The sequence below is a fragment of the Rhodococcus sp. NPDC006774 genome (genome assembly GCF_040636045.1).
Taxonomy (GTDB): domain Bacteria; phylum Actinomycetota; class Actinomycetes; order Mycobacteriales; family Mycobacteriaceae; genus Rhodococcoides.
The window spans coordinates 1-20,488 of record NZ_JBEYIW010000036.1 but is presented as its reverse complement, the minus strand read 5'-3'; the positions used below and the strand labels follow the sequence as shown (position 1 = coordinate 20,488).

Here is a 20,488-nt window from a genome sequence, read left to right as displayed (position 1 = left end):
TGGCCCGTCGAGCTGCAACTCGGCGGGCCTTTTCGTGTTTCTACGCCGACCGTCCGACAGCTTGCGAGCCGTCAATCACTTCGCGCAAAAAAAGATCACCGCGCCGAACCGTCAAAACATCCTCGATCGCACGAGCGCGCTCGGGAGTGCAGTAGGTGCGGGCACCACGTCGCAAGTGCGCGATCAGGGCAACGCTGCACTTTTGGCGGGTCTTGATGTGGACCTGCATCGCGAGGGATGAGTTCGTTTCCCCGCGGTCGAGCATCCAATCATTCAGCTCGTCGCGACTCTTGAGCTTGTAGCCAATTGCCATCTGGACCTCCTTTCGGGGTGATTGTTGATTGCCGAGCTGCCAGTCAGCGTAACCGTAACTGGTTACTTCCGCAACCCCAATTGAGTGCCAACTTGCAGGGTGACGAATAATTACAGCTCTGTTCTTTGTAACCGCACCGGTTACCCTGGGAGTATTCGAACAACGCCGACGTCGTGGAGTCTCTGATCCGTGAGCCACCTATCCGAATACCTGCAAGCCCACAAGGGCGAGCACACCATCCGATGGATCGGACGGGAGTGCGGCAAACGCGGACACGACGTCGGCGAATCGACCGTCATCCCCTACTTCAACGGCAGCCACCGCGGCACCAACGACAAAGTGTTGGTCGCCCTCGCAGACGTCCTCAACCTGCCCGTCACACGACTACGCGAACTCGCCGAAGTGCCGGCCGGAGAGACATCACCGTGGAGTCCGCCCCTTGAGGCGAACATGATGAACGACCGCCAACGGAAAGCCGTCGACGAACTCATCCGGTCCTTCGTCAAGGCCGAGGCCCAGACTCCGGCGAGTAAAGGCCGCAGGCTTGCCGCCGTCCCAGACAAGATCGCGGCATCGAAACGGGCAAAAGAGGCTGGTGACAGTACCCCCGGCCAATGAATGACATGCATGTTGTTCGAGGTCACGCCCGGTTTCTGTCGGTACCAGACCATACGGTCCCAGACATGACTCGATTCCATCCGTGGCGCAGCGCCCGCGAACAGCACGCCGAGACGGAGATCGACTGCACCCGCCAACTCCCCGACGGCATCACCGGACAGACAGACGGACGCGTCATCCGACTCTGCCGAACCCTGTCGCAAGCACAACGCCGCGCCACCCTCACCCACGAACTGATCCACCAGGAACGCGGCGGGGTATCCACCGACCCATACCTCGAGGCGAAAGAGGAACGGATCGTCGACGAGATCGCCGCCCGCCGGCTGATCCCGCTCGATGAGTTGGTGGAAGCGTTGGTGTGGACGCGTGGGCTGGCGGACGCTGAGGCCGCGTGGGAACTGTGGACCGACATGCACACCCTGTTGGTTCGTATCCGCACCCTCACCCGAGATGAGCGCCGTTACATCGACGTCGAGTTGGAGCGCCGCGGATGACCGAACAAGACGCAGCGATCCTCGCGTTCGAGAAGCGATGGTGGAACGCGGCCGGGGAGAAAGAGCAGGCGATCCGCGACACGTTCGACATCACGGCCGTCCGCTACTACCAGATCCTCACCCGCCTCTTAGAGGATCGGGATGCGCACGCAGCCGACCCGGTCCTCGTGAAGCGGTTACGCAGAATCAGAGACTCGCGCCGACAAGGGCGCACACAACGAAAGGGAACGCAATGAAGAAATGGATTATGGGAGTGGCGGCCGTGGGATTGCTTGCGGGGTGCAGCTCGGACAACGGCAGCGAACCGGCACCGACAACGGAAGAATCTGTGCGGGCCGCGCCGATCACCTCGACCACTACAGCTCCGACGACGATCCCTCCGGCACAGGCCACCCCCGGTGACCCAGTCGCGGCAGGCTGCCAGCAACCCGACGCCAGCGTCGTTGCAGCCATTGAAGCCGCGCTCACCGAAGGCCGCACCCTTCAAGACGTCGCCGCGGTCACCACCGACGTCAACGGCATCGACTACGAATACGTCTCTGCCAACGTCTTCCGCGCCGACGGCACTCGATCCGTGTCCGCGGCTGTGTGGCTCTCCCCCGGCGTCGGCGTCTTCAACTTGTCCGGCAACTCGCGGGAAGTGACACCCCAGTTCGAGTTCGCGCGCGGCATGTTCGACGGTGTCAGCGCGGGCGACGAGACCGGGGAGCAGGTCCAGGAGTGCGTGTCCGTGATGGCCCGTGGCAGATAACGATGCCGAGACCACCGCTCCCGATTGGGACGCACGGCAAAATCACCCGACGCCAACTACCCGACGGACGATGGCAAGCAACCTGCCGAGTTCGCGACGCCGACGGAGTCACCCGCGCCATGATGCGGTACACCCCCACCGGCATCACAGACCGGACAGGGGCAGCCGCCGAACGCGCCTTGGTTGAAGCGCTCACTGAACGCACCGTCACCACATCCGACACCATCACCGCCACATCCAAGGTCGCCGTCCTTTGGTCCGCGTACCGGCAGCAGCTCGTCGAGAAGGACCGGGCACCGTTGACGTTCGAGTCCTACGATCCGATCGGGAAACGGATTGTCGCGGCCCTCGGCAGCCTGCAAATCCGGGAAGCCACGACGCAGCGGCTCGATGCGTTCATCGCCGAAGTCGTCGCTCGCTCCGGTGTCGGAACCGCGAAGATCGCCCGGACGATCCTCACTGGCATGTTCAAGCTCGCCGTTCGGTTCGGGGCGTGCACGGTCAACCCGGTCCGTGAGATCGAGTTGAAGGCGTCGAAGCGGCGCAAACGCCCGAAGTCGATGGACGCGTCAGTGTTGGCGGACGTGTTGACGGCGGTTCGTGAGTCGGATGTGCCGTGCCCCGTGATCCTGTCGCCGTACCAAGTCCGCAAGGGGTTGCGGACGACGACGCATCAACGTGTCCCGACGGTCGCAGAGTTCTGTGAGCATGCGGACCTCGCGGACGTCGTCACGATGTTCGCGGCCACCGGTGTCCGCATCGGGGAACTGATGGGCCTGCGGTGGGCGGAGGACGTCGACGTCGAACGCCGCCGGGTTCGTGTCGCGGGGAAGGTGGTCCGCCTGGTGGGTGTCGGGCTGGTGTGGCAGGGGTTCCCGAAGTCCGAAGCCGGGGAACGTGAGTTACCGTTGCCGACATTCGCTGTCGACATGCTCACCGAGCGGGCCGCGCATCCGCATGGGCCGATGCTGTTCGAGTCCTCCACCGGAACGCTCCGTGATCCGGATACGGTGGCGCGGCAGTGGCGGCAAGTGCGGGCCGCTCTCGGCCTCGACTGGGTGACATCGCACACGTTCCGGAAGACAGTCGCGACAATTCTCGACGACGAGGGGTTGACGGCTCGTGTGGCTGCCGATCAGCTCGGGCACGCGCAGGTGTCGATGACCCAGGATGTGTACATGGGTCGGGGTCGGACGCATGAGATCGTGGCGACGACGCTCGATGGTGCGATTGCGAAAGCGTCGGATAAGTGTCGGGTGGACGAAAAAGAAGACCAGGCCAGCTAGCCTGTGTGGGCTTGCTGACCTGGCCTTTGTGGAGCTGCCGGGAATCGAACCCGGGTCCTCTGCTGCATTGCCAGGGCTTCTCCGTCGGGGTTCGACGGGGTGTTCTCGGCATTGAGGGTTCTGGGCTTTGAGCTGCGGTTTTTTGGCGGTCTGTATGTCTTGCTTGTATGGAACCATTGGGAACTGTTTTGGTTATTTCGTCGGATAAACGTCGGATTGCGATACGCCAGAATCGCACGCCCGTTCGATGGACTAGGGCAACGGATTCTCGGTGGAGCTAAGGGGACTCGAACCCCTCTCATTCCCAGCCTATACCGGTGCTGACCTGCTTAAACGTTCCGAATAGTGGTCGTTGACGTGATTTTCTGACCTGCGGATTCGTTTCGGCGTGTTGACCGCGTCAACAGGATTGCAACGAGAAAAGGCCCCGCCTCCCTCGATTGGGAGACGGGGCCGATTCGTCGAGATTGTTCGACGGCTGAGCTACCCCACCCATGCGAGTGGATCGTCCAGCGGTGTCCAGTCTAGGCGGTGGTGGTGTCCTCGGCGGGAGTCTCGTCGACTGCCGGGGTCTCGACCTCGACGGGTGCTTCGACGACCGGCTCCGCGGGAACCTCCGGGGTCTCGACGGGTGCCGGTTCGATAACCGGGTCCGGGTTGACGTCGTCCGACACCTGAACCTCGCTCTTCAACTCCGCGAGGTCTTCGAGGGTGATCGGCTGAGCTGCCGCCAGCTTCTCCTCCAAGCCGGTGATCTTCGCGACGAACTCGCCGCGGGACTTCACGACCTGATCCTTGATGCCGGTGATTTCGGTGAGCAGTTCGTCACGTGTAGCCATGATGATTCTCCTGAGGTAGTAGATGGTTGCCGCCCCGAGTAGGGCAGCGATTGTGAGCCGCAACATTGGCGGTCACCCCCGTTCTGGTTGGGGATCTGTGAGCCCGAGTTGCGGGCATGAGAAAGCCCCTGGACCTCTGGGGGTCACAGGGGCTTCGAGGGACCTTTTCTCGCGTTATGCACCCGTTCGGATCGCGGCCAGACTGGGCGGTACGGCATGATGTCGCGCATGGCTTGGAACAGTGGGCGACGGGAACTCAGCCGGAAGGCCCAAACACTCATCGGGGTAGGTCTCGCGGTCGTCACGGTAGTCGCGGTCGGTGGCGGGCTGGCCTACGACCGCCAACGTGGCCACGTAGATGTCAGTGGCCTTGCTCCCGTCGAGCAACCGGAACTCGTCGCAGAGACGGCGAAGCCCGTCAAAGTGAATGTGCCCACCAATAGGCCCCTGTCCGCCATGATCGTCGGCGATTCCATCACAGTCGGCGTCGGAGCCACCGTCCCAGAGAACGGCTGGGCACCGACGCTCATCCGACAACTCGAACGGACAACGCCAGTGGAGGCATCCATCTCGGCAGTCAGCGGCGCGAACACGGCCGAGCAGATGGCCCGCACGGACTTCTCCCGCCCGCAGGACCTCGTCGTCCTCGAACTCGGCACCAATGACAACGGCAACACGGCAGACGAGCCACCCACTGACGTCGCGCTCCTGAGACAGCAGTACACAGACCTCGTCACGCGAGTCCGGGCGACATCACCCGACGCCGCGCTCATCTGCCTCGGCGGCTGGCTGGCCGCTACCCCCGCAGTTCCGATCGACGCGGTGATCAAGCAGGCCTGCTACGACAACGGAGGGAAGTTCGTCGAACTCACGGGGCTGTACCAGAACAACGCTCTCCGAGGGCCAGAAGGGCGAGTCGCATGGGACGGCCCCGGAGACAACTTCCACCCGAACGACGATGGAATGAGACGCATACAGCAGCTGGTCACCGCCCGTTACGAACTCGCGCCGAGCGGCGACCAGTAACTGCTACTGAGCGATGGGAAGTGCCGAAGTGATCTGCTGAGCCGCTTCCCTACATCCATCGTCGAGCGGGTGAATCTTGTCCGTCACTAGATAGAACCCGCTGCCACCGTATGCCCCCGTGTTCACGTCGGAACGCGGCATCCTGCGGCCGAGATCCACGACATGGATGCCCGAGGTGCCACCGGGGCCGGACGTATCCGCCTTGGCCCATGCGTACAGGGCGTCGACATAGGCCGTCCACTTGAAAGACTGGAACCGGTCGTCCGAGTCGAACACCTCGTACGGAACGACCTGAATCCAGGATGGCCGATCGCCACCCTTGCGTGCGATGTCGGTGTCGATCAGCGACTTCAACGCTGTCAGATTCGCGATGTATGTCGTCGGATTCTGGACGTCTGAGTCGTTGATGATGAGATCGCAGACGATCGCGGCGGGGGTGGCAGCCGAGACGGACTGCACCCACTTGTCGGCCGCGCCGAGCGAGAGGTACTGGTCGGCGCGGATACCCGAGTGTCCCGCGTTGAGGACGTGGATGCCCGAGTTCTCGTCGTTGAGGTAGTAGCGGATACCGGGGATGAATGCGCCCGTCGTCGTGGTGATCGCGACGATGTGCGAACCGGCAGCGAGGCCCCGGACTTGCGTGAGGTAGCCGCCGTTGTTGTGCGCGGCCACGGGCTGCGCGGAGGCGTGCGTCTTGGTGAGCGCTACTGCCAGCGTGATCGTGGTGCCTGCGATCGCGGCGATGTTGACCTGCTCGTTGTTGCCGCCGGTCTCGATGATCACCATCGTGCCGACACGCCAATCGGCCGGCACCGAGGAGACGGAGATCGTGGTGTCACCGATCGCGGTCGCTGCGGTCAAGGTGGCTCGCACGGTGGACGTCGACACTGCGACGGGCGTGCCACCGTCGATCGAGTACGTGTAGCTCGCGCCGGTCGTGACCACGCCGAGGTGTTCGATGTCGAACCCGGTGCAGACGACGCTCTTGAACGTGACCGAGCCGTTGACACCGAGCTGCAAGTATTTGCGTCCCAGACCCCACGCGGCCGTTCCACTGGTGGCCTTCGTGACAGTGCCCGAGTAGGTCGGGATCATTTCCTGCGGTGCGATGGTGCTGGTCTCAATGGGCCACGCTGCGGGGATATAGCCGAGCCCACCGGACAGCGTGGACGTGCCCTGGCCGACGGTCGGGAACCTGCCTCGCAACTGGTCCTGCAACTGCATCAGCAGGATCTTGCCGTAGACCGAGGCCGACATTCCCTCGAACAGAGAGTCGCCGACACCGACGATGGTGCACTTTTTCGTCGCACGATTGGCGATTGCCTTGTCTAGTGCGAACAGGGCTGGCGGAGTGTCGGACCAGGCGTACTGCCGGGGCGGGTAGAGTTTCGCCGCTGCTGCGGGACTCAGGCCTGGGGGGTCGAGGGGAATACCCATGTCAGCTCACCACCAATGCGGGCTGTGCAGTGACAGCGCCAGTCGTTGCGTCCCGAGTCATCGTCGGCTGTGTGTAGGTCGTGGTCACGCCTGCGAGGACGTGAGTGAGGGCGTACGCGTTGATCGCGTTCAGGCTCGCGTCAGCAGTCGATAGGGTCGTGGTGATGACGCCGGTTGCGCCGTCCGGCCACCTGAGAGTGCCACCGGTCAGGCCCCCGCCCGCGTTCCGTGTGGCGGTAATGAGGTTGTACGAACCGGCCTGCGCCCACCCGAGAACCGTCTCGTCGATGGGTGCATAACGCGTGTCACCAACCGTTTGCACACGGGTGTCGACGGCGGTTTGGTCGAGGCCGTTCCCGTCAATGGGGTTCGCGACTAGATACGCGGCCAATGCCTCTTGGATTTTCTGGATGGGGGTGTCGCCGGGGATGTTGACTCCGGCTGCGATCAGCGGCCAGAGTTCGGTGGTGCCGTCGCCGTCGGGCATGGTGAAGGGGTACGGCCCGAGGGCGGTACGGGATGCCGCGAGTTTCATGCGGATCAGGTAGTTCCCTGCCCGAATCGGCGGCGTCGACAACCCAGCCGCGGTGACCGACACCCGCAACGGCTTATCCGTCGCGATCGTCCCACCCGCCCCAACCGGAAGCTGCGACCAAATCTCCACATACGCGTCCGGGCCGTAATCCGCCGCCCCAGACGGATCAACCAACGCAGTCACAATCGACTTCACAACGCCTCCTGAGAGCTTTCGACGGAATCGGACTCGTCTTGCGGAACAAAAACACGATCGACTTCGGGTATCGGGAGTGTCCCCACGAACACGGAACCCCGCTCCCCCCCCACGTCGTCGTAGACAATCAACATGTCCCCCGACAATTCGGCGTTGAATGTTCTGCCGCCTGACTCGAATTCGGTCATGGTGCGCTCTCCACATCTGCTGCACGCCACGAATCCCAGTTGCCCGAGTTCACAGCGAATGGTTGACGTTCGACACCAATACCGACGTACCGGTAACCCTCACCGCGCGGTATCGCATTGCCGGAATCGAGATAGGTGAACAGGACCGTCCATGTCGATGACCCTGACGTTTTCATCTCGACTTGGAACAGGTTGTCGATGGCACTGACTCGATACGTAGTACCGGTGGCCACCGAATGCGCATTGGTCGCCAGACCGGTGTACGACTCCGAAGACACGAGATCGAGGGTTACGCCGCCTGAGCTGATGGTCAGCGCAACATACTGGGTATTGCTCGGATTTGAGCGAAGAATCAACCTCTGGTACTTGGCGCTCACCCCAGTACCGATGACACCTTCGACCGACTGATCGTCCGATGAGAGCGGCTGCGACCACAGATACCGACGAACACCGTCGTTGAGTCCCGAGACGGTGAAGTAGCCACCAGAGATCGCAGCAGGCTGCGTCGACTTCTGCGACCACCTCGACGACATCGCATCCGAGAACGGGTCACTGAACTGGCGCGGCACGACGACGGTCGTGAACCGTTGTCCCACACCGATCCACGGGAGGAAACGTGAAGTGAACGACAGACTCGACGTTTCGATCACCGAGCCCACCGAGCCGGACAGGCTCGAAGACGATGCGATTGAGTGCTTGGCCTGAGGTGGATACTGATCGCCGCTACGTGGAATGTCGGCGTACTCTTTACCGAACAACGCCCGGACAGTGCCGGAACCGTACTGATGGATGCCCGCCCACATATTCTCGCCGTCAGCGAACAGAAGATCGTCCGGCATGGTGACGGTGTACTCGATCCGACCATTCGACATGATGCCGGTCTGATTCGGACTCACCCACTCGATGACGGGCTTGCCATCTGATCGCATCCGACCGACCACCACCTGCAACGGACACGGGCTCGTCACAGCCTCCGCGATGAACGTGATCGTGCCCCGCGGTCCAGGGTATTCAGCTGGGATGAATACCGCTTCGACCGTGTCAGCGGGAGGTAAATAGGCCGGTGTGAAGGTGGTGTACCAGTCTTTTCCTCCGTCACTGTCTCCGGTACTGATGGTGACTCGGCCGACGAAGGGGGAGATAGCGGCGGTAGACGTCGCCCCACGCTTCAAGGCACCGTCGAGTTCGGTTCGGGGGAACGTCACGTCTTGCGTCTTGTTCATCGTCACGTAGTACGGCTTGGTCGGAGCCGTCGACTGAATGAGATTGACCGCGTTCTGCACCGGGGTGATGATCGTCAACGCCGCCGATTCCGCTGCTGCGGTCGCTTCCGTAACGGCAGTGCCAACGGCGTTCTCAGCCGCGGTCTGTGCGCCGTTCGCGACGGTCGCCGCGCCGTTCGCGACCGTCTCCACAGCCTCGATCGCCGTGAAGGTTCCCGCCTCCGACTTCATCGAGAACGCTGATAGCCCCCACCCGTACTGGTAGTTGAACGGGAACGGAATCACCATCTGGATCGCGAACCCGCAATACCGATGCGCCGCATCAATCGGGAACGACGTGTCTTCCGCCGACGCGACGACGGAGTTCTCCACCACCAACTGGTACAAGCCGGAGCCGGATGCACGGAGTTCGATACGTTCCGCCGTACCGATCTTGTACACCGCATTCGAGCCACCCGAGAAATCGTTGAATGACCACGATGTTCCGGAGCGGGTGAACTTCCCCAAGTACACACCCGTCCCGAACACATTCGCGTAAATGCCCTCGGTGAACGCCTCATTCGCACACACAATCAACGTCGTGCACGCCGACGTGTCGATGTTCTTGTCGTCGCAGATGGTGTCTGCGGTCATCGTGGAGGACGATGCGGGGGTCGGGTAGCGGGCCCAGCGTCGGCCCTGTGCGGGGGCGAGTGAGCCTTCCACCAATCGTGCCGCGCGACCGGAGATCCGCAGCTGCTCACCGTTGCCGCCCTGCACCCAATCCGCCGTCATCTGCGGACCACGACCCAAAGCACTACCTGTGTCGGCGCGGTTGAAGTCGTCATACCCCGACGACCCCTTGGACACGATCGTTTCCAACCGAGCGATACGTGCATTCGACGCCGACGAGTTCCCGAACAGGGACGCTACGAACCCGACAATGTCCCCGATGATCGGAATGTCCTCAACCATCGTCGCCAGCGCATCGAAGACCATCCCCAGCAGGTTCAGATCACCGGACGGCGTCCGCCGAGGCAACCGCTCCATCTACAACTCCACCGGGCGCTGCGGCGGCGTCTCATCACGCTCAGCAAACACACGCAACAAACGAGTGATGTACGCACGCAAAGCGAACTCCACCTTCTCCCGCAACGCCAACGCCTCATACTGCTCATCGACCTGGACCGTCAACTCTCGAATGCGCCGATCCTTCCGGGCGATCTCCTCATCGTGCGCCGTCTGCAACTCGACCCGATCCTTCGCACGCGCCTTCGCCTCCTCCGCACGCGCGGCGATCTCCTCATCCCGCTGCTTCGTCACCGTCGCGAGGTCGTCCATCTTGACGCTCGACCGAGTAGCGAAAAAGCCGACAATGATTGCGCCAGTACCGGTCACAATACCGCCGAGAGCTGCAATCTGATTCGCGTCGATCACCGAATCCCCCGTTCTGCACAGCCGCGGGCTACCGCGAGATGGATCAGCGACAGAAACATCGCGATAGTGCCCGCAACGACTGGCACAGGAGGCTCGGTGAGCACCGCCGAGATCAAGATGACCCCGCCGTAAATCGCCCACACTCCCGCCGAAAGCACATGCGCTGGAATGAATCTGACGCTACGGAGTGCCGCGAATACCAGGAACAGTCCTGTCAGCAGGAACATTGTCGACCAGATGGGCGGGCCGAGATGCTCGATGTAGACCACCCCGGAAACCTGTCCGGGTTGCAGTGGCCGACGAATGAGTTCCTCGGGCATCGACGGCAGGTACAGCAAACCGATAGTGGTCTGCATGATCCCCGACGTCGCGGCAGTCAGCCGCGCACCCAGCATCAGTCGGCTTTCGGGGGCTTGATGCCGAGAGCGTTCTGCAAATACGAGAAGACAGCGGCGAGGGTGGCGGAACCTGCGAGGGTGGCGACGACCTTCCAGTCATCCCACGAGAACACGTTCAGCGAACCTTGCTGCACCGCCTGAATGACGACGTTCCCGCCAGCCATCACCGCCACCGCAAGCAGCCCCTGCAACAGAGTCCGCCACGCCCGAGACCGCGCCTGCCGCTTGAACCACCCGATCGGATCGAAGTCGACCAGTTCGCCTTCGAGGGGTTCACCGAAAATCGGCGCCGATGGCAGGTTCCCGATGACGCTGTCGACTCGCTCGCGCCCCTCCGCCTCGATCCGCGCCACGGTCTCCGCGATCGCGGTGTCAGCACGTTCCCGGATCGCAGCGGCCTCGGCGTTGAGCTGCTTCACCGCGCCTTCAAAGTGTTCGATGACGACGCGGGACACCATGTCCACGATGTTGTTGGAGGAAGCCACGGTCAGCTCTTTTCGTCGTAGAGGTCGGCGTCAGACTGGATGTCGACGGCCAGGACGTAGGCAATGAATGCCGCACCGGTGGAGACGATCACCGCGGCGGCGAGGAACGGCCAGCGGTAGTTCACAGCCCCAACCTCCCCCACGTCGCAGGGCCGACAATGCCGTCGACACCGAGGCCAGCGCGGCGCTGGAACTCGCGAACAACCCGGTCGGTCGCGGGACCGAAGTCACCATCGACGACCAGCCGCGAATACGCGGGGTAGTCGCGGTTCAACCGAGCCTGCAAATCACTGACCGCGGACCCTGTAGAGCCGAGGCGAATCATCGGACGCCCCGACGCCGGAGCCGGGGCGGGCGTAGGCGCGGGGGCAGGCGCACCACCGAGGATGCGTCGGACACCTGCGTCGTTGCGAGGATCACCCTCGCGGTAGCGCATCTGGAAGTGCATCTCATCCGCGCGGCCCCAGTCCGCACCCCAGAACACTTCCGGGAACAGGGTGAGTCCGTGGCGTACCTTCGCGATCCGATCACGCGGCATCACCCGACGCCCCCACGGCAGCGACGGAGCGTCGATATCCAATGCGGTACCGGACAGGTGGTTCGAGTTGGCGACGTCGTTGGTGTTCGACCAGCCCCACACCGGTGACGTGATGGCCTTGACGTTCTGGTGGTACCAGCGCGCCCACGCACCGAGGATCACCTCGGGTGCACCCCGCCGTAGTGGTGCGGTGTTCATGTAGGGGCCGGGGACCGTGACACATTCGTCGCGGTTGCACATCCGCCACCCGTTCTCCGAGTGCGCGTGACCGTAGGCAGTGCGGAATGACATGGTTGCCTCCTAGACGCTGTTGGAGTTGCCGCGTGAATACGCTGCAAGCCCTTGAAGATTCGAGATCAGACCGGTGACACCGACCTTCTTGAGTGGGTTCTTCCCGAACGACGGCGACTGCGTACGACGCCCACTGCTCAGGTCGTCGGAGCAGACGACGTGGGAGACATACTGTTCCGTCGTCGTCCCCTGGTCGTAGAACGTGTGCACATCCCCGACGTTGTAACGACGACCCGAACCGTCATCGGCCCCGAACTGGTAGCCCGTCGGGTTGCCGGAGTCGACTTGCAGTTCCAGGGTTTCGCCGCCGCGGTGCTTCTCCAACGCCTCCTGCCCCACGCTGTACGAATCCAAGCTGTAGGCGTTGGTGTTATCGCCCCACAACTCGCCCCACGAATCATCCTGACCAACCTCATCGGCTAGGTCGTCGTCGTAGAACTGCTGGTACGCGAAGAAGATGTTGTCGAACAGATCCCCGACAACGAAACCCAGCCCGAGACCAGGCGCAATTGCGTTCAGCAACAGTTGGATCGCGAAGTTAGCGCCCCACTCGATGACCTGGTTCAGGATCTCGGGTGCCTTGCCGCCGACCACGACCCGGTCACCGTCAGGCTCATCGACAACGAGGTCCATGTGTCGTATCTGGCCGCCGTCGGTGCGCCACTGCTGATGCCGCATGTCGCGTTTGGCAACCGTGTCGAAGACGTAGCCGGCGCGGGGCATCTTGTTCCACGAGCCTGGGTCGAGGAGGCCGAGGTAGTTGTTGGGGTTCAGGAAGTTCAGGAAGTTGTCGGACGTGGCGTCGATGACGCTCTGTAGCTGCGACAGGCTGGATGTGTTGAAGACGGTGGGTGGTGTCCCGGTGCCGTCCCACACGTCCATCTTGTAGCCGAAGTCCAGACGGTTGCGGGTGTTGGCGAATGCCTCATCGAGGCGGGTGAAGCGTGTCGAGATCATCGCAATGTTCGCGAGCCAACCGTCCGCGATCCCGATCAGGTCATCGAGGGTGTCGATGTCATCGAGGTCGGGTAGATCGGTTGTCACCTGGTGCAGGGGAAGGGCCGCGTAGATCGGCTTGTTCAACCGGGTCCACACGCCCGCGCCGATGAGCTTCAACGCGACGTCGGGTTCACCGATGGTGATGTGCTGCTTACCGGTGAGTGCGATCTGGAACTCGGGTGGGAACAGGTTGTTGACCCAGTCGAGGCCGCGTTGCAGGTAGAAGCGGTGATCGAACCCCGACAAGGTCACGACCTCACGGCCGGGGACACCTTTGTGCTGACGCTTCATCAACCGGTACGTCTGGCTGATGCCGTTCTCTTCCGTTCGCAGGAACAGTGCCCGCTTCGGCCGACCATTCCGCGTCTTGATGTACGGCAACAGGCGATGATCCGGCTTGAGGTCGATGGAGAAGTTCGCATGTTGATACCAGTCGAACTCGCATGTCGAGGACAGGTAGCCGCCCAACGGTGTCCAGTCGATGGTCTTGCCGTTGGAGGAGCGTTGCCCGAGCTGCCAGTCACGTGCGCCCGCGGGTAACGTGTTGGGGTTGGCGTATCCCGGTGCGCCGATCACAGGGCACTCCGGTAGACCTGCGGGAGCACGAGCCGGATGCGGGTGTTGCTGTTGGTGCTGGTGCCACCCAATGCAAGCGGGATAGCAGCCGTCTTGCGGGGTGCCTTCTTCCGCCAATAGTGCCGCAGCCACGAACGATCCACGTTCGCACCATCACGGATCGAGAAGTTGTTCGGGTCCGTGTTGATCTTCCACGACTGACCAGCCGGGACCGTCACGAGAATGGTGATCGACTCCCCCGCCAGACCAATCGTCGGGTTTGTGATGGGTCCGATGATCTCCCAGTAACCCCACACGTCGTCATCGCACATGTTCGCGACCGTCGCCCCAGCGAACTGCGTCGGGGTATATGACACGTCGACCGGGTCTTCCCGCCACCAGGATTCATCCGAACGCAACGCAATATCGCCGACATTCACGAAGCCGGTGTTGATGACCTGCATATAGTCGGGGTCGGGGAGTTCGGACAGGAGCCGCCAGTACTGGAACCGGTCGCGTGGCTCACCGCTCAGCAGTGAGAGGGCGTGGAACTCGCCGAGCTGCCGACCGTCACCGAAGGCGTTGCAAAATTGGAGCCATCGGTCGAGGGCGTCCTGCCCGCGGGTGACAGGCCCGAATCGCAGTGACTTGAGGGTGATGACGTTCGGCAGCAGGGTTTTCGATCGCCATGTGACACCGGGTTGGTCGACGTTCTGGTCGTCGTCGTGCTTGCCTGGTGCCCCGGACAGTCCGGCTGGTGTCTTCCCGAGTCGCAGCGGGGTCTCCAACGTGCAGTCGTCGCGGCCGACGAACGGCCACACACTGCCATCCACCCCGGTCATCGAGAACGAGAGTGGTCGGATCATGCGAGTCCCGTCGACAACAGATCGAGGGCGACACTGCCGTTGCTGGTGTCGACGTTCACGTCCGCAGTCACGAGTCCGCCCTTCTTGAGTGTCGCGAGGATTTCTTCGAGCGGTGCCACGAGCTGCGTGAACGCTTCGGACAAGCCGGGGATGTCGTTGCTACCGGTGTCGAACTGCGGCATCAACTGCGACAGATCGACTTGCCCGGATTGGGCCATCGACAGGAACCCGCCGACACCCGACGCGGCCGTGAAACCGAGACCCGCTGCCAGGGAGGCGGCTTCGTACAGGTTGGTGGGGCGCATGTAGTCGCGGGACTTCGGTTCGTTGTAGCCACCGAACCCGCCGTCAGCGAACTCAGTGACATTCAGTCGCTTCCCGGTTTCACGCCAAATATCAACGGCGCGTGCACGTTTCGCCGGGTCGCCGGGAATGTATGCTTCCCACGGTCCTGCTTGCGGTTCCGCCCATACGCGCACGTTGCCGCCTGTGGTTGCGATCTCGGGGTTCTGGGATTCGATGCCACCGTTCGCGAACACTTTGAGGTTCCCGACCATCTTCGGGGTACGACCGTCCGGGGCTGCGCCACCGATGTCAGCGAAGTTGATGACCCGCACATCCACCGGACCCGACGACGTCGGCAGGGTTCTACTCCGACTGCCTGACGACATGCCCGCCGAACTGCTATCCGGCTGCCCGTAATCAGTGACCGTCAAAGCCTGCGCCCCGACGTCATAGCTACCCGGATCAGACGACGGCTCACCCGGCGGCTGCGACATCGCCACATGCACATGGTTACGGTGACCCGCCATCGTCGATGCACCGTAAAAGCTGCCGTCGACTATCGACCCGTTCTTCACATTCTTGTCGAAACCTGGGGCCGAGTAGATCAGTTCGAGGAGCTTCGGCTTGTAGTTGTCGACCATGAAGTTGGCGAATGCCAACTGCTCGGGAGTGTTGTCGGAGCCGTTGGAGAAGTCGGCGGCCTGCCCTGAACCGTGGTATCCTGGGTCGCCTGCGCGGTAGCCGGATGTCATCGTCAGGGCGGGGAAGTTCTCGGATGCGAGGTTGCTGAGACCGGATACGATGCCGCCGTCGGCCATCTGTACGAGCCCGTACCCGAAGCGGTCAGCGACATCCTTGAGGATGCCGACGGCGCGGGGACGCTTCGACTCAGCCCCAGGAATGAACGCTTCCCACGGGCCTGCACCTTCCTCAGCCCACTGCACCAGACCCTTGCCGCCAGCGGACTTGATGAGTGCTTCCTGGGGGAGCTTCCCGTCAGCGAAGCCACCACCGCCACCATCGAACGTGCCCGGTGCCGCAGGAGCACCACCACCCGCATTCAGATACGGAGTCGGACCCTGCATCGACGGCGCATCCTGCTCCGACACACCCTGCGACTGCCAATACCCGATCTGCCGCTGCCGCAAGTCGACGAACATGTCGATGTTCTTGCCGGTGTTGTTCCCGATGAACGCATCGATCGCAAGCTGGCCGTCCTCGGTGTTCGAGGTGACCTTGAACGTCCCATCAGGGAGGCGTTCCACCTTCAACCCCAACGCTTCCAACGCGGCCTGCTGCTCCGGGGTGTTCGAGTCGATGATGATCGTTTTGTCATCCGGGATGTCATTGACGACCGCGCTACCGAGGGCCTGCATCAAACGTGCCGATGTCTCCGCCCGATCACCAGCTGCGACAACACCGTCCCGCAAATCTTCCAGGCTCGGGATCGCGCCGTCGATGTTGTCGGCCATCCCACGCATCGAATCCGCAGACCCTTCGAGACCGTCCTGGAATCCGATCATCGCGTCCGATGCGCCTTCGAGCTTGTCCGCGACACCGTCCATACCGAGCGCGCGCGCGACACTGCTCGACACACTCACGAGGTTGCCCATCGCGCCGACCATCCCGCCGAGTGTCTTCGCTGTACCTTCGGCGAGATTCGCGAGGACGCGGAGGGTGTCGGCCGCGAATGATGCCATCGCGATGCCGGTGTTCAAGCCTGCTTCTGCGAGGCCGGTGAAGAATGCGATGATCTCCGGCTTGTGGGTTGTGACCCAGTTCGCGACATCGGTCAGTGCCGGCCCGAACGCCTGCGCCAACGCCAACTTGATGTCATCGGCAGATGTTTCGATGGACCGTGACGCGGACTCGAACGATGCTGCGGTGTTCGACGACATCGTATTGCCCGCGTTCGCCGCAGCACCCTCGACGTCACCCAACTGCTTGACCGCAGTCGACAAGTCCATCGTGTACAGGGCATCGCCCATGTCCTCGGCTTTGGTACCGAACAGGCCGACGGCGGCGGTGGTGCGGTCGACACCGGGCTCCATCTCGCGGAGCTTCACCAAGACCTGTTCGAGACCGTCCTGTGCATCCTGGCCGCCGAGACTGATTTTTGCGGTCATGTCCTCGGCGTTCATACCAAGGATTTGGAACGCTTCTGAAGACGACTTCGACCCATCCACTGCGCGGATCGAGAACTCTTTCAACGCATCCGCAGCAGTGTCGGTATCGCGGGCACCATTCTTCACGGCCTGCGAGAGCAACCCCATCGCTTCAGGACCGTCCAACCCGAGCTTCTTGAACTGGATGCCGTACTCGTCGATGGTGTCGAGGAAGTCCTCGGACGTGTTCAACCCGACCTGCTGCGCTTTGACGAACATGTCCAGGGCAGCCGGGGCGTCGACAGCGAACCCGGTCTTCACGGCTTGCGATGCCGATCGGGTGAGATTGGGGATGTCCTCGCCCATGATCTCGGAGACGATGTTCAGTTGGTCGATGGTGGCCTTGAACGTTCCGGTGTCTTCTTCTCCGGTGAGCATCCCGGACTGGATGGCGGCGCGGGCGGCGTCCATGTTCTCTGCGACGGACTCACCCCAACCCGACGAGTAGGACAAGCCTGCTGCTTCACCGATACGGCGGGCCGTCTCTTCGTCGATACCCAACTTGGCTTGGATGAGATCCTGGTTGGCTTCCTGTTCCATGCCGTCGGCGATGGCGTTCGCGAGGATCGCGCCGGCCGCGAGACCCAACACTGCGACTCCTGCGAGGGCAGCACCGATCGGTCCACCTTTCGCGCCCAATCCCGCCACCCGGGGTGCGAACCCCGCGATGAACGAACCACCTGCTGATCCGCCTGCGCCTTCCGCGCGGCCGCCCATGCCTTCGATCCCGGACGTGAACCGGTCAGCGAACCCCGAGCCGGCGGCGTCACCGGACTGTTCGGCCTGCTGCTCGGTGGCGCGGAGTTCGCGTTGGGTCCGTTCGAGGGCGTCGACAGCGTCCCGGCCGCCCTGCTCTGCGGCGCGTGCGGCACGTCGATGCGCAGCCTCCATCCGATCCGTGGCCTGCTCAGCGTTGCGGGTTTCCCGTTCAGCCTGTGAGGTTGCTGTGGCGACGCGGCGTTGCGCCGCTTCGAGCTGATCCGCAGACGTCGACGAATCACGCTGCGCGGCGTCGAGGCGTTCCTGCGCGATGCGTACCTGCTCGGTAGCTGTTTGGGCGCGGGAGTTCGCGCGCTCCGATGCCGTTGCATACGTCGTGGCTTCGCGCTGTAGCTGCTGGTAGCCCTGTGCCATCCGCTGGGTGGATGCGGTGATACCCGTCGCTGCCTGCGACGTGACCTGCTCGGTGCGGCGCGCCGACTGCTGCGCACCATTCAGCGCGTTGGTGAGCTGGTCCTCAGCTGACAGGCGGACAGACAGTTCACCCAAGTCGAGGGCCATCAGGCAGACACCTTCTCCACGAGTGTGTCCAGCATGTCCAGATCAACGAGTGTGACGAGTTTCCCGAGATGCCAGTAGTGTTGCGCGGCTTCGGGGGTGGTCGTGAACCAAATCATCGCGGCACGAGAGAAGTGCATGAGCTGCGACCAGCCGATGCCGGCGTCGATCAGGTCATTCCACGTCTGCCCCAACAGTTTCCGGTATTCGTAGACCTCGGCGGTGCCGTTCATCGCATCGGTGAACACCAACATGCGGAGCCGTTCGGACTCTTTCGCGGTCGGCTCGACAACCAGCCACTCGCGGCCACGCCACGGGAGGAGGAGATCGAAGTTCATGTCGTCGAGGTCCGCGAAGTCAGCCATGATCGGGAACCTCCTGCGTGAGTAGCGTTCTGAGTTTCGATTGGGGGTGCCCGAGTAGGGCGATAAGGCGAAGCCGGAACCACCGAAAGCTGCGGGTATGCAAGAGGGGTTCGAGGTCGACACCCCAGATGGCGTGGAAGTCCAGTTCGACGACCATCCACGCATCCAAAATCCGCGCCCACGACAGGTCCGGTTCCTTCGCCTTGTAGCGGGGAGCCATATGTTCGGGGTTGTACCAGCGCCGCATCGGCGGTTCCCACGAGACGATCGGGCCGCCACCGGGGTCGTCTTCACCGAGAGTTCCCGGCTCCGACAGGTCGATCAGTTCTTGTGTTTCCCCCGAGACCGTGGCGGCTTCGGGGGTAGCGGGTTTCCCGCATCCACCACCCCATGCTTGAGGACGTAATCGCGGGCGGTGCCGGGGCCGACTGCGTAGTGCAGGAGCGCGTACCGGCCTGCGAGCATGGTTTTGGAGTGGCCTACGCCGTCGTCGGACATCTTGTCGCGGACGGTCTTGAGTAGTGCGGCGATGTGGTGCGCTTCGGTGGTGTCGTCCATCCGGCCGTCGTTCTCAGCGAACGCACGCACCAGGGCGAGACCTTCGGCGACGGTGGGTTCGGGGATGAGGTAGCGGTGGCCTCCCGCGCGGATGGGGAGGCCACCGTCGAGTACCTCGTCGAGGTCGGCGAACACGCTATGCGGCTGCCTGGCCTTCGACCAGCGTGGACACGACCGGTGCCGCGTTCGACGGGGTCGCGGTGACTGCGGTCGGGACGAGGACGGGCATGTTGACGCCCGCGCGCGCACCCTGGTAGGCGATGGAGAAGCCCTCCGTCTTGGTGCCGGTCACGACGACGTTGCCGGTGCCGATGTGCGCGAGCGCCAGCAAGGCGGTCTGCAACGTGGAGTTCGTGATCGTCGAGTAGTCCAGGACTGTCGTCTCGGAGCCCAGTGCGGCGAGCTTGAACGTCAACGCAGTCGGCGAACCGATGAACGCGAGACGCTGCACCTCGTTCACCGCGGCATCGGCAGGCTTCTCGACCTTCGTCGGCTTCCCGCGACCCGTCAACGTGCCCGACCACTTCTGCAACTCCGACGGCTTACCGCCGGTCTTCTTGCAGTCCGTCGCGAAGAAATGCTCGAACGACTCGTCGATCTCGTCGTAGCGCCACCACTTGATGTGAACCTCGTTGGCGGATGCCGTCTCGTAGGAGCGTGCGAGGAGGTAGCCGAGGCCAGGATCGGGGACGAACGACGGATCGTTGGTGCCCTTGTACACGCCGGAGATGGCGATGTTGAGGGCGTTTCCGACGACGGCCTGCGACTGCCAGGCGTCGGCGTAGATGTCGGAGTCGTCCTCCAACTTCGGCTGCGGTGACGGCTCGAACGACATGATGCCGTTGATGAACTGCCACACGGGGGCCTGCCGGGTGCCGCCGAGGTCGAGGCGGTTGATCTGTACGCCGTACTTGCCGGCTGCGGCGGTGGACAGTGACGCGGGATTGGGGGGCTGCTTGACGGCCATTGGGTGTCCTCCTAGGACGGGTTGAGGGTCAGCCGATAGGAGTCGGCCCTTGTCCACCGGCCCGCGTCGTCTGGCGTGGCGTCGGTGGTGATTCGGCGTTCCGCCCATTGGACGGTGACACCACCCGGCAGATGGAGCCGGGACAATTGGTGAGCGCGCTTGAAGTCGAGACGCTGGTAAAAGCGGTCTGCGACGTCATGCACGGCGAGGGAGTCTTCGTTGTCGACGTCGAGGCGGAACCGGAACTGGACGAAGAAGTCGGGGTTCCAGGCGTCTTCGATGCGGACGTCGTCGTACATGTTGAGGATGACGGCGTAGCCGGGAGTAGTGCCCCATAGAGTGGTGTAACTCGGTGGCCGAGATCGTCTGCGATTCCGTGTTGTGCACGGGTGTAGAGCGGCCACCGTGTGATCCTTC

The 20,488-nt window shown here is 63.0% G+C and carries 24 protein-coding genes; 6 read left to right on the top strand and 18 right to left on the bottom strand.

Annotated features, from left to right (window positions below; translation table 11 throughout):
• Positions 1–40: 40 nt before the first annotated feature.
• Positions 41–313 carry a hypothetical protein gene (locus ABZ677_RS27090; protein WP_358375014.1) on the bottom strand — a complete coding sequence of 91 codons (273 nt, stop codon included), beginning with the start codon at positions 311–313 and terminating at the stop codon, positions 41–43.
• A gap of 189 nt (positions 314–502) precedes the next feature.
• Between ABZ677_RS27090 and ABZ677_RS27085 the strand changes: the two genes are divergently transcribed.
• From ABZ677_RS27085 to ABZ677_RS27065, 5 genes are all read left to right on the top strand, one after another.
• On the top strand, positions 503–931 hold the full coding sequence (locus ABZ677_RS27085) for a hypothetical protein (RefSeq protein WP_358375011.1): 429 nt from the start codon (positions 503–505) through the stop codon (positions 929–931).
• A 65-nt stretch (positions 932–996) separates the two neighbouring features.
• Entirely contained in the window at positions 997–1,425 is a 429-nt protein-coding gene (locus ABZ677_RS27080; RefSeq protein ID WP_358375008.1) for a hypothetical protein, read from the top strand.
• Positions 1,422–1,661, top strand: coding sequence for a DUF3263 domain-containing protein (locus tag ABZ677_RS27075; RefSeq protein WP_358375006.1), 240 nt, complete (start codon positions 1,422–1,424; stop codon positions 1,659–1,661). The genes ABZ677_RS27080 and ABZ677_RS27075 overlap by 4 nt, the downstream gene beginning before the upstream one ends.
• Positions 1,658–2,176 (top strand): hypothetical protein, encoded by a 519-nt coding sequence (locus ABZ677_RS27070; protein WP_358375003.1) that lies wholly within the window; start codon positions 1,658–1,660, stop codon positions 2,174–2,176. Before ABZ677_RS27075 ends, ABZ677_RS27070 begins: the two co-directional genes overlap by 4 nt.
• 119 nt (positions 2,177–2,295) lie before the next feature.
• Complete coding sequence (locus ABZ677_RS27065) at positions 2,296–3,462, top strand: tyrosine-type recombinase/integrase (protein WP_358375000.1); 1,167 nt, start codon at positions 2,296–2,298, stop codon at positions 3,460–3,462.
• A gap of 524 nt (positions 3,463–3,986) precedes the next feature.
• On the opposite strand, the gene ABZ677_RS27060 is transcribed toward ABZ677_RS27065, so the two are convergent.
• On the bottom strand, positions 3,987–4,301 hold the full coding sequence (locus tag ABZ677_RS27060; RefSeq protein ID WP_358374997.1) for a hypothetical protein: 315 nt from the start codon (positions 4,299–4,301) through the stop codon (positions 3,987–3,989).
• Positions 4,302–4,529: 228 nt separating this feature from the next.
• Here ABZ677_RS27060 and ABZ677_RS27055 point away from each other — a divergent pair, with 228 nt between their 5' ends.
• Positions 4,530–5,327, top strand: a complete 798-nt coding sequence (locus ABZ677_RS27055; RefSeq protein WP_358374994.1) for an SGNH/GDSL hydrolase family protein — start codon at positions 4,530–4,532, stop codon at positions 5,325–5,327.
• Between the two features lie 3 nt (positions 5,328–5,330).
• Here ABZ677_RS27055 and ABZ677_RS27050 read toward each other — a convergent pair whose 3' ends face one another.
• The 16 genes from ABZ677_RS27050 to ABZ677_RS26975 all read right to left on the bottom strand — a co-directional run.
• On the bottom strand, positions 5,331–6,764 hold the full coding sequence (locus ABZ677_RS27050; protein ID WP_358374991.1) for a hypothetical protein: 1,434 nt from the start codon (positions 6,762–6,764) through the stop codon (positions 5,331–5,333).
• A 1-nt stretch (position 6,765) separates the two neighbouring features.
• Positions 6,766–7,494 (bottom strand): hypothetical protein, encoded by a 729-nt coding sequence (locus ABZ677_RS27045; RefSeq protein ID WP_358374988.1) that lies wholly within the window; start codon positions 7,492–7,494, stop codon positions 6,766–6,768.
• Entirely contained in the window at positions 7,491–7,682 is a 192-nt protein-coding gene (locus ABZ677_RS27040) for a hypothetical protein (RefSeq protein ID WP_358374985.1), read from the bottom strand. Before ABZ677_RS27040 ends, ABZ677_RS27045 begins: the two co-directional genes overlap by 4 nt.
• Positions 7,679–9,934 carry a hypothetical protein gene (locus ABZ677_RS27035; RefSeq protein ID WP_358374982.1) on the bottom strand — a complete coding sequence of 752 codons (2,256 nt, stop codon included), beginning with the start codon at positions 9,932–9,934 and terminating at the stop codon, positions 7,679–7,681. Before ABZ677_RS27035 ends, ABZ677_RS27040 begins: the two co-directional genes overlap by 4 nt.
• Positions 9,935–10,321 (bottom strand): hypothetical protein, encoded by a 387-nt coding sequence (locus ABZ677_RS27030; RefSeq protein WP_358374980.1) that lies wholly within the window; start codon positions 10,319–10,321, stop codon positions 9,935–9,937.
• Positions 10,318–10,590, bottom strand: coding sequence for a hypothetical protein (locus ABZ677_RS27025; protein WP_358374977.1), 273 nt, complete (start codon positions 10,588–10,590; stop codon positions 10,318–10,320). Before ABZ677_RS27025 ends, ABZ677_RS27030 begins: the two co-directional genes overlap by 4 nt.
• Positions 10,591–10,715: 125 nt before the next feature.
• Entirely contained in the window at positions 10,716–11,174 is a 459-nt protein-coding gene (locus ABZ677_RS27020; RefSeq protein ID WP_358374975.1) for a hypothetical protein, read from the bottom strand.
• A gap of 32 nt (positions 11,175–11,206) precedes the next feature.
• Complete coding sequence (locus ABZ677_RS27015) at positions 11,207–11,329, bottom strand: hypothetical protein (protein ID WP_358374972.1); 123 nt, start codon at positions 11,327–11,329, stop codon at positions 11,207–11,209.
• Complete coding sequence (locus ABZ677_RS27010) at positions 11,326–12,033, bottom strand: peptidoglycan-binding protein (protein ID WP_358374969.1); 708 nt, start codon at positions 12,031–12,033, stop codon at positions 11,326–11,328. The genes ABZ677_RS27015 and ABZ677_RS27010 overlap by 4 nt, the downstream gene beginning before the upstream one ends.
• 9 nt (positions 12,034–12,042) lie before the next feature.
• Entirely contained in the window at positions 12,043–13,608 is a 1,566-nt protein-coding gene (locus ABZ677_RS27005) for a hypothetical protein (RefSeq protein WP_358374966.1), read from the bottom strand.
• Positions 13,605–14,429: a hypothetical protein gene (locus ABZ677_RS27000; protein WP_358374963.1), complete on the bottom strand. Its 825-nt coding sequence runs from the start codon at positions 14,427–14,429 to the stop codon at positions 13,605–13,607. Before ABZ677_RS27000 ends, ABZ677_RS27005 begins: the two co-directional genes overlap by 4 nt.
• Positions 14,430–14,449: 20 nt before the next feature.
• Entirely contained in the window at positions 14,450–18,184 is a 3,735-nt protein-coding gene (locus ABZ677_RS26995) for a phage tail tape measure protein (protein ID WP_358374961.1), read from the bottom strand.
• Positions 18,184–18,546: a hypothetical protein gene (locus tag ABZ677_RS26990; protein WP_358374959.1), complete on the bottom strand. Its 363-nt coding sequence runs from the start codon at positions 18,544–18,546 to the stop codon at positions 18,184–18,186. Before ABZ677_RS26990 ends, ABZ677_RS26995 begins: the two co-directional genes overlap by 1 nt.
• A gap of 321 nt (positions 18,547–18,867) precedes the next feature.
• Positions 18,868–19,239: a hypothetical protein gene (locus ABZ677_RS26985; RefSeq protein ID WP_358374957.1), complete on the bottom strand. Its 372-nt coding sequence runs from the start codon at positions 19,237–19,239 to the stop codon at positions 18,868–18,870.
• A gap of 1 nt (position 19,240) precedes the next feature.
• Positions 19,241–20,071 (bottom strand): hypothetical protein, encoded by an 831-nt coding sequence (locus ABZ677_RS26980; protein WP_358374954.1) that lies wholly within the window; start codon positions 20,069–20,071, stop codon positions 19,241–19,243.
• A gap of 11 nt (positions 20,072–20,082) precedes the next feature.
• On the bottom strand, positions 20,083–20,488 hold a 406-nt coding region (locus tag ABZ677_RS26975), incomplete at its 5' end, for a hypothetical protein (protein ID WP_358374951.1).

Bases quoted from the DNA above. Each gene is read 5' to 3' on its own strand.
- ABZ677_RS27090 (WP_358375014.1), bottom strand. From the start codon at position 313: ATGGCAATTGGCTACAAGCTCAAGAGTCGCGACGAGCTGAATGATTGG.
- ABZ677_RS27080 (WP_358375008.1), top strand. From the start codon at position 997: ATGACTCGATTCCATCCGTGGCGCAGCGCCCGCGAACAGCACGCCGAG.
- ABZ677_RS27075 (WP_358375006.1), top strand. From the start codon at position 1,422: ATGACCGAACAAGACGCAGCGATCCTCGCGTTCGAGAAGCGATGGTGG.
- ABZ677_RS27070 (WP_358375003.1), top strand. From the start codon at position 1,658: ATGAAGAAATGGATTATGGGAGTGGCGGCCGTGGGATTGCTTGCGGGG.
- ABZ677_RS27065 (WP_358375000.1), top strand. From the start codon at position 2,296: ATGATGCGGTACACCCCCACCGGCATCACAGACCGGACAGGGGCAGCC.
- ABZ677_RS27060 (WP_358374997.1), bottom strand. From the start codon at position 4,301: ATGGCTACACGTGACGAACTGCTCACCGAAATCACCGGCATCAAGGAT.
- ABZ677_RS27055 (WP_358374994.1), top strand. From the start codon at position 4,530: ATGGCTTGGAACAGTGGGCGACGGGAACTCAGCCGGAAGGCCCAAACA.
- ABZ677_RS27050 (WP_358374991.1), bottom strand. From the start codon at position 6,764: ATGGGTATTCCCCTCGACCCCCCAGGCCTGAGTCCCGCAGCAGCGGCG.
- ABZ677_RS27040 (WP_358374985.1), bottom strand. From the start codon at position 7,682: ATGACCGAATTCGAGTCAGGCGGCAGAACATTCAACGCCGAATTGTCG.
- ABZ677_RS27035 (WP_358374982.1), bottom strand. From the start codon at position 9,934: ATGGAGCGGTTGCCTCGGCGGACGCCGTCCGGTGATCTGAACCTGCTG.
- ABZ677_RS27010 (WP_358374969.1), bottom strand. From the start codon at position 12,033: ATGTCATTCCGCACTGCCTACGGTCACGCGCACTCGGAGAACGGGTGG.
- ABZ677_RS27000 (WP_358374963.1), bottom strand. From the start codon at position 14,429: ATGACCGGGGTGGATGGCAGTGTGTGGCCGTTCGTCGGCCGCGACGAC.
- ABZ677_RS26995 (WP_358374961.1), bottom strand. From the start codon at position 18,184: ATGGCCCTCGACTTGGGTGAACTGTCTGTCCGCCTGTCAGCTGAGGAC.
- ABZ677_RS26990 (WP_358374959.1), bottom strand. From the start codon at position 18,546: ATGGCTGACTTCGCGGACCTCGACGACATGAACTTCGATCTCCTCCTC.
- ABZ677_RS26980 (WP_358374954.1), bottom strand. From the start codon at position 20,071: ATGGCCGTCAAGCAGCCCCCCAATCCCGCGTCACTGTCCACCGCCGCA.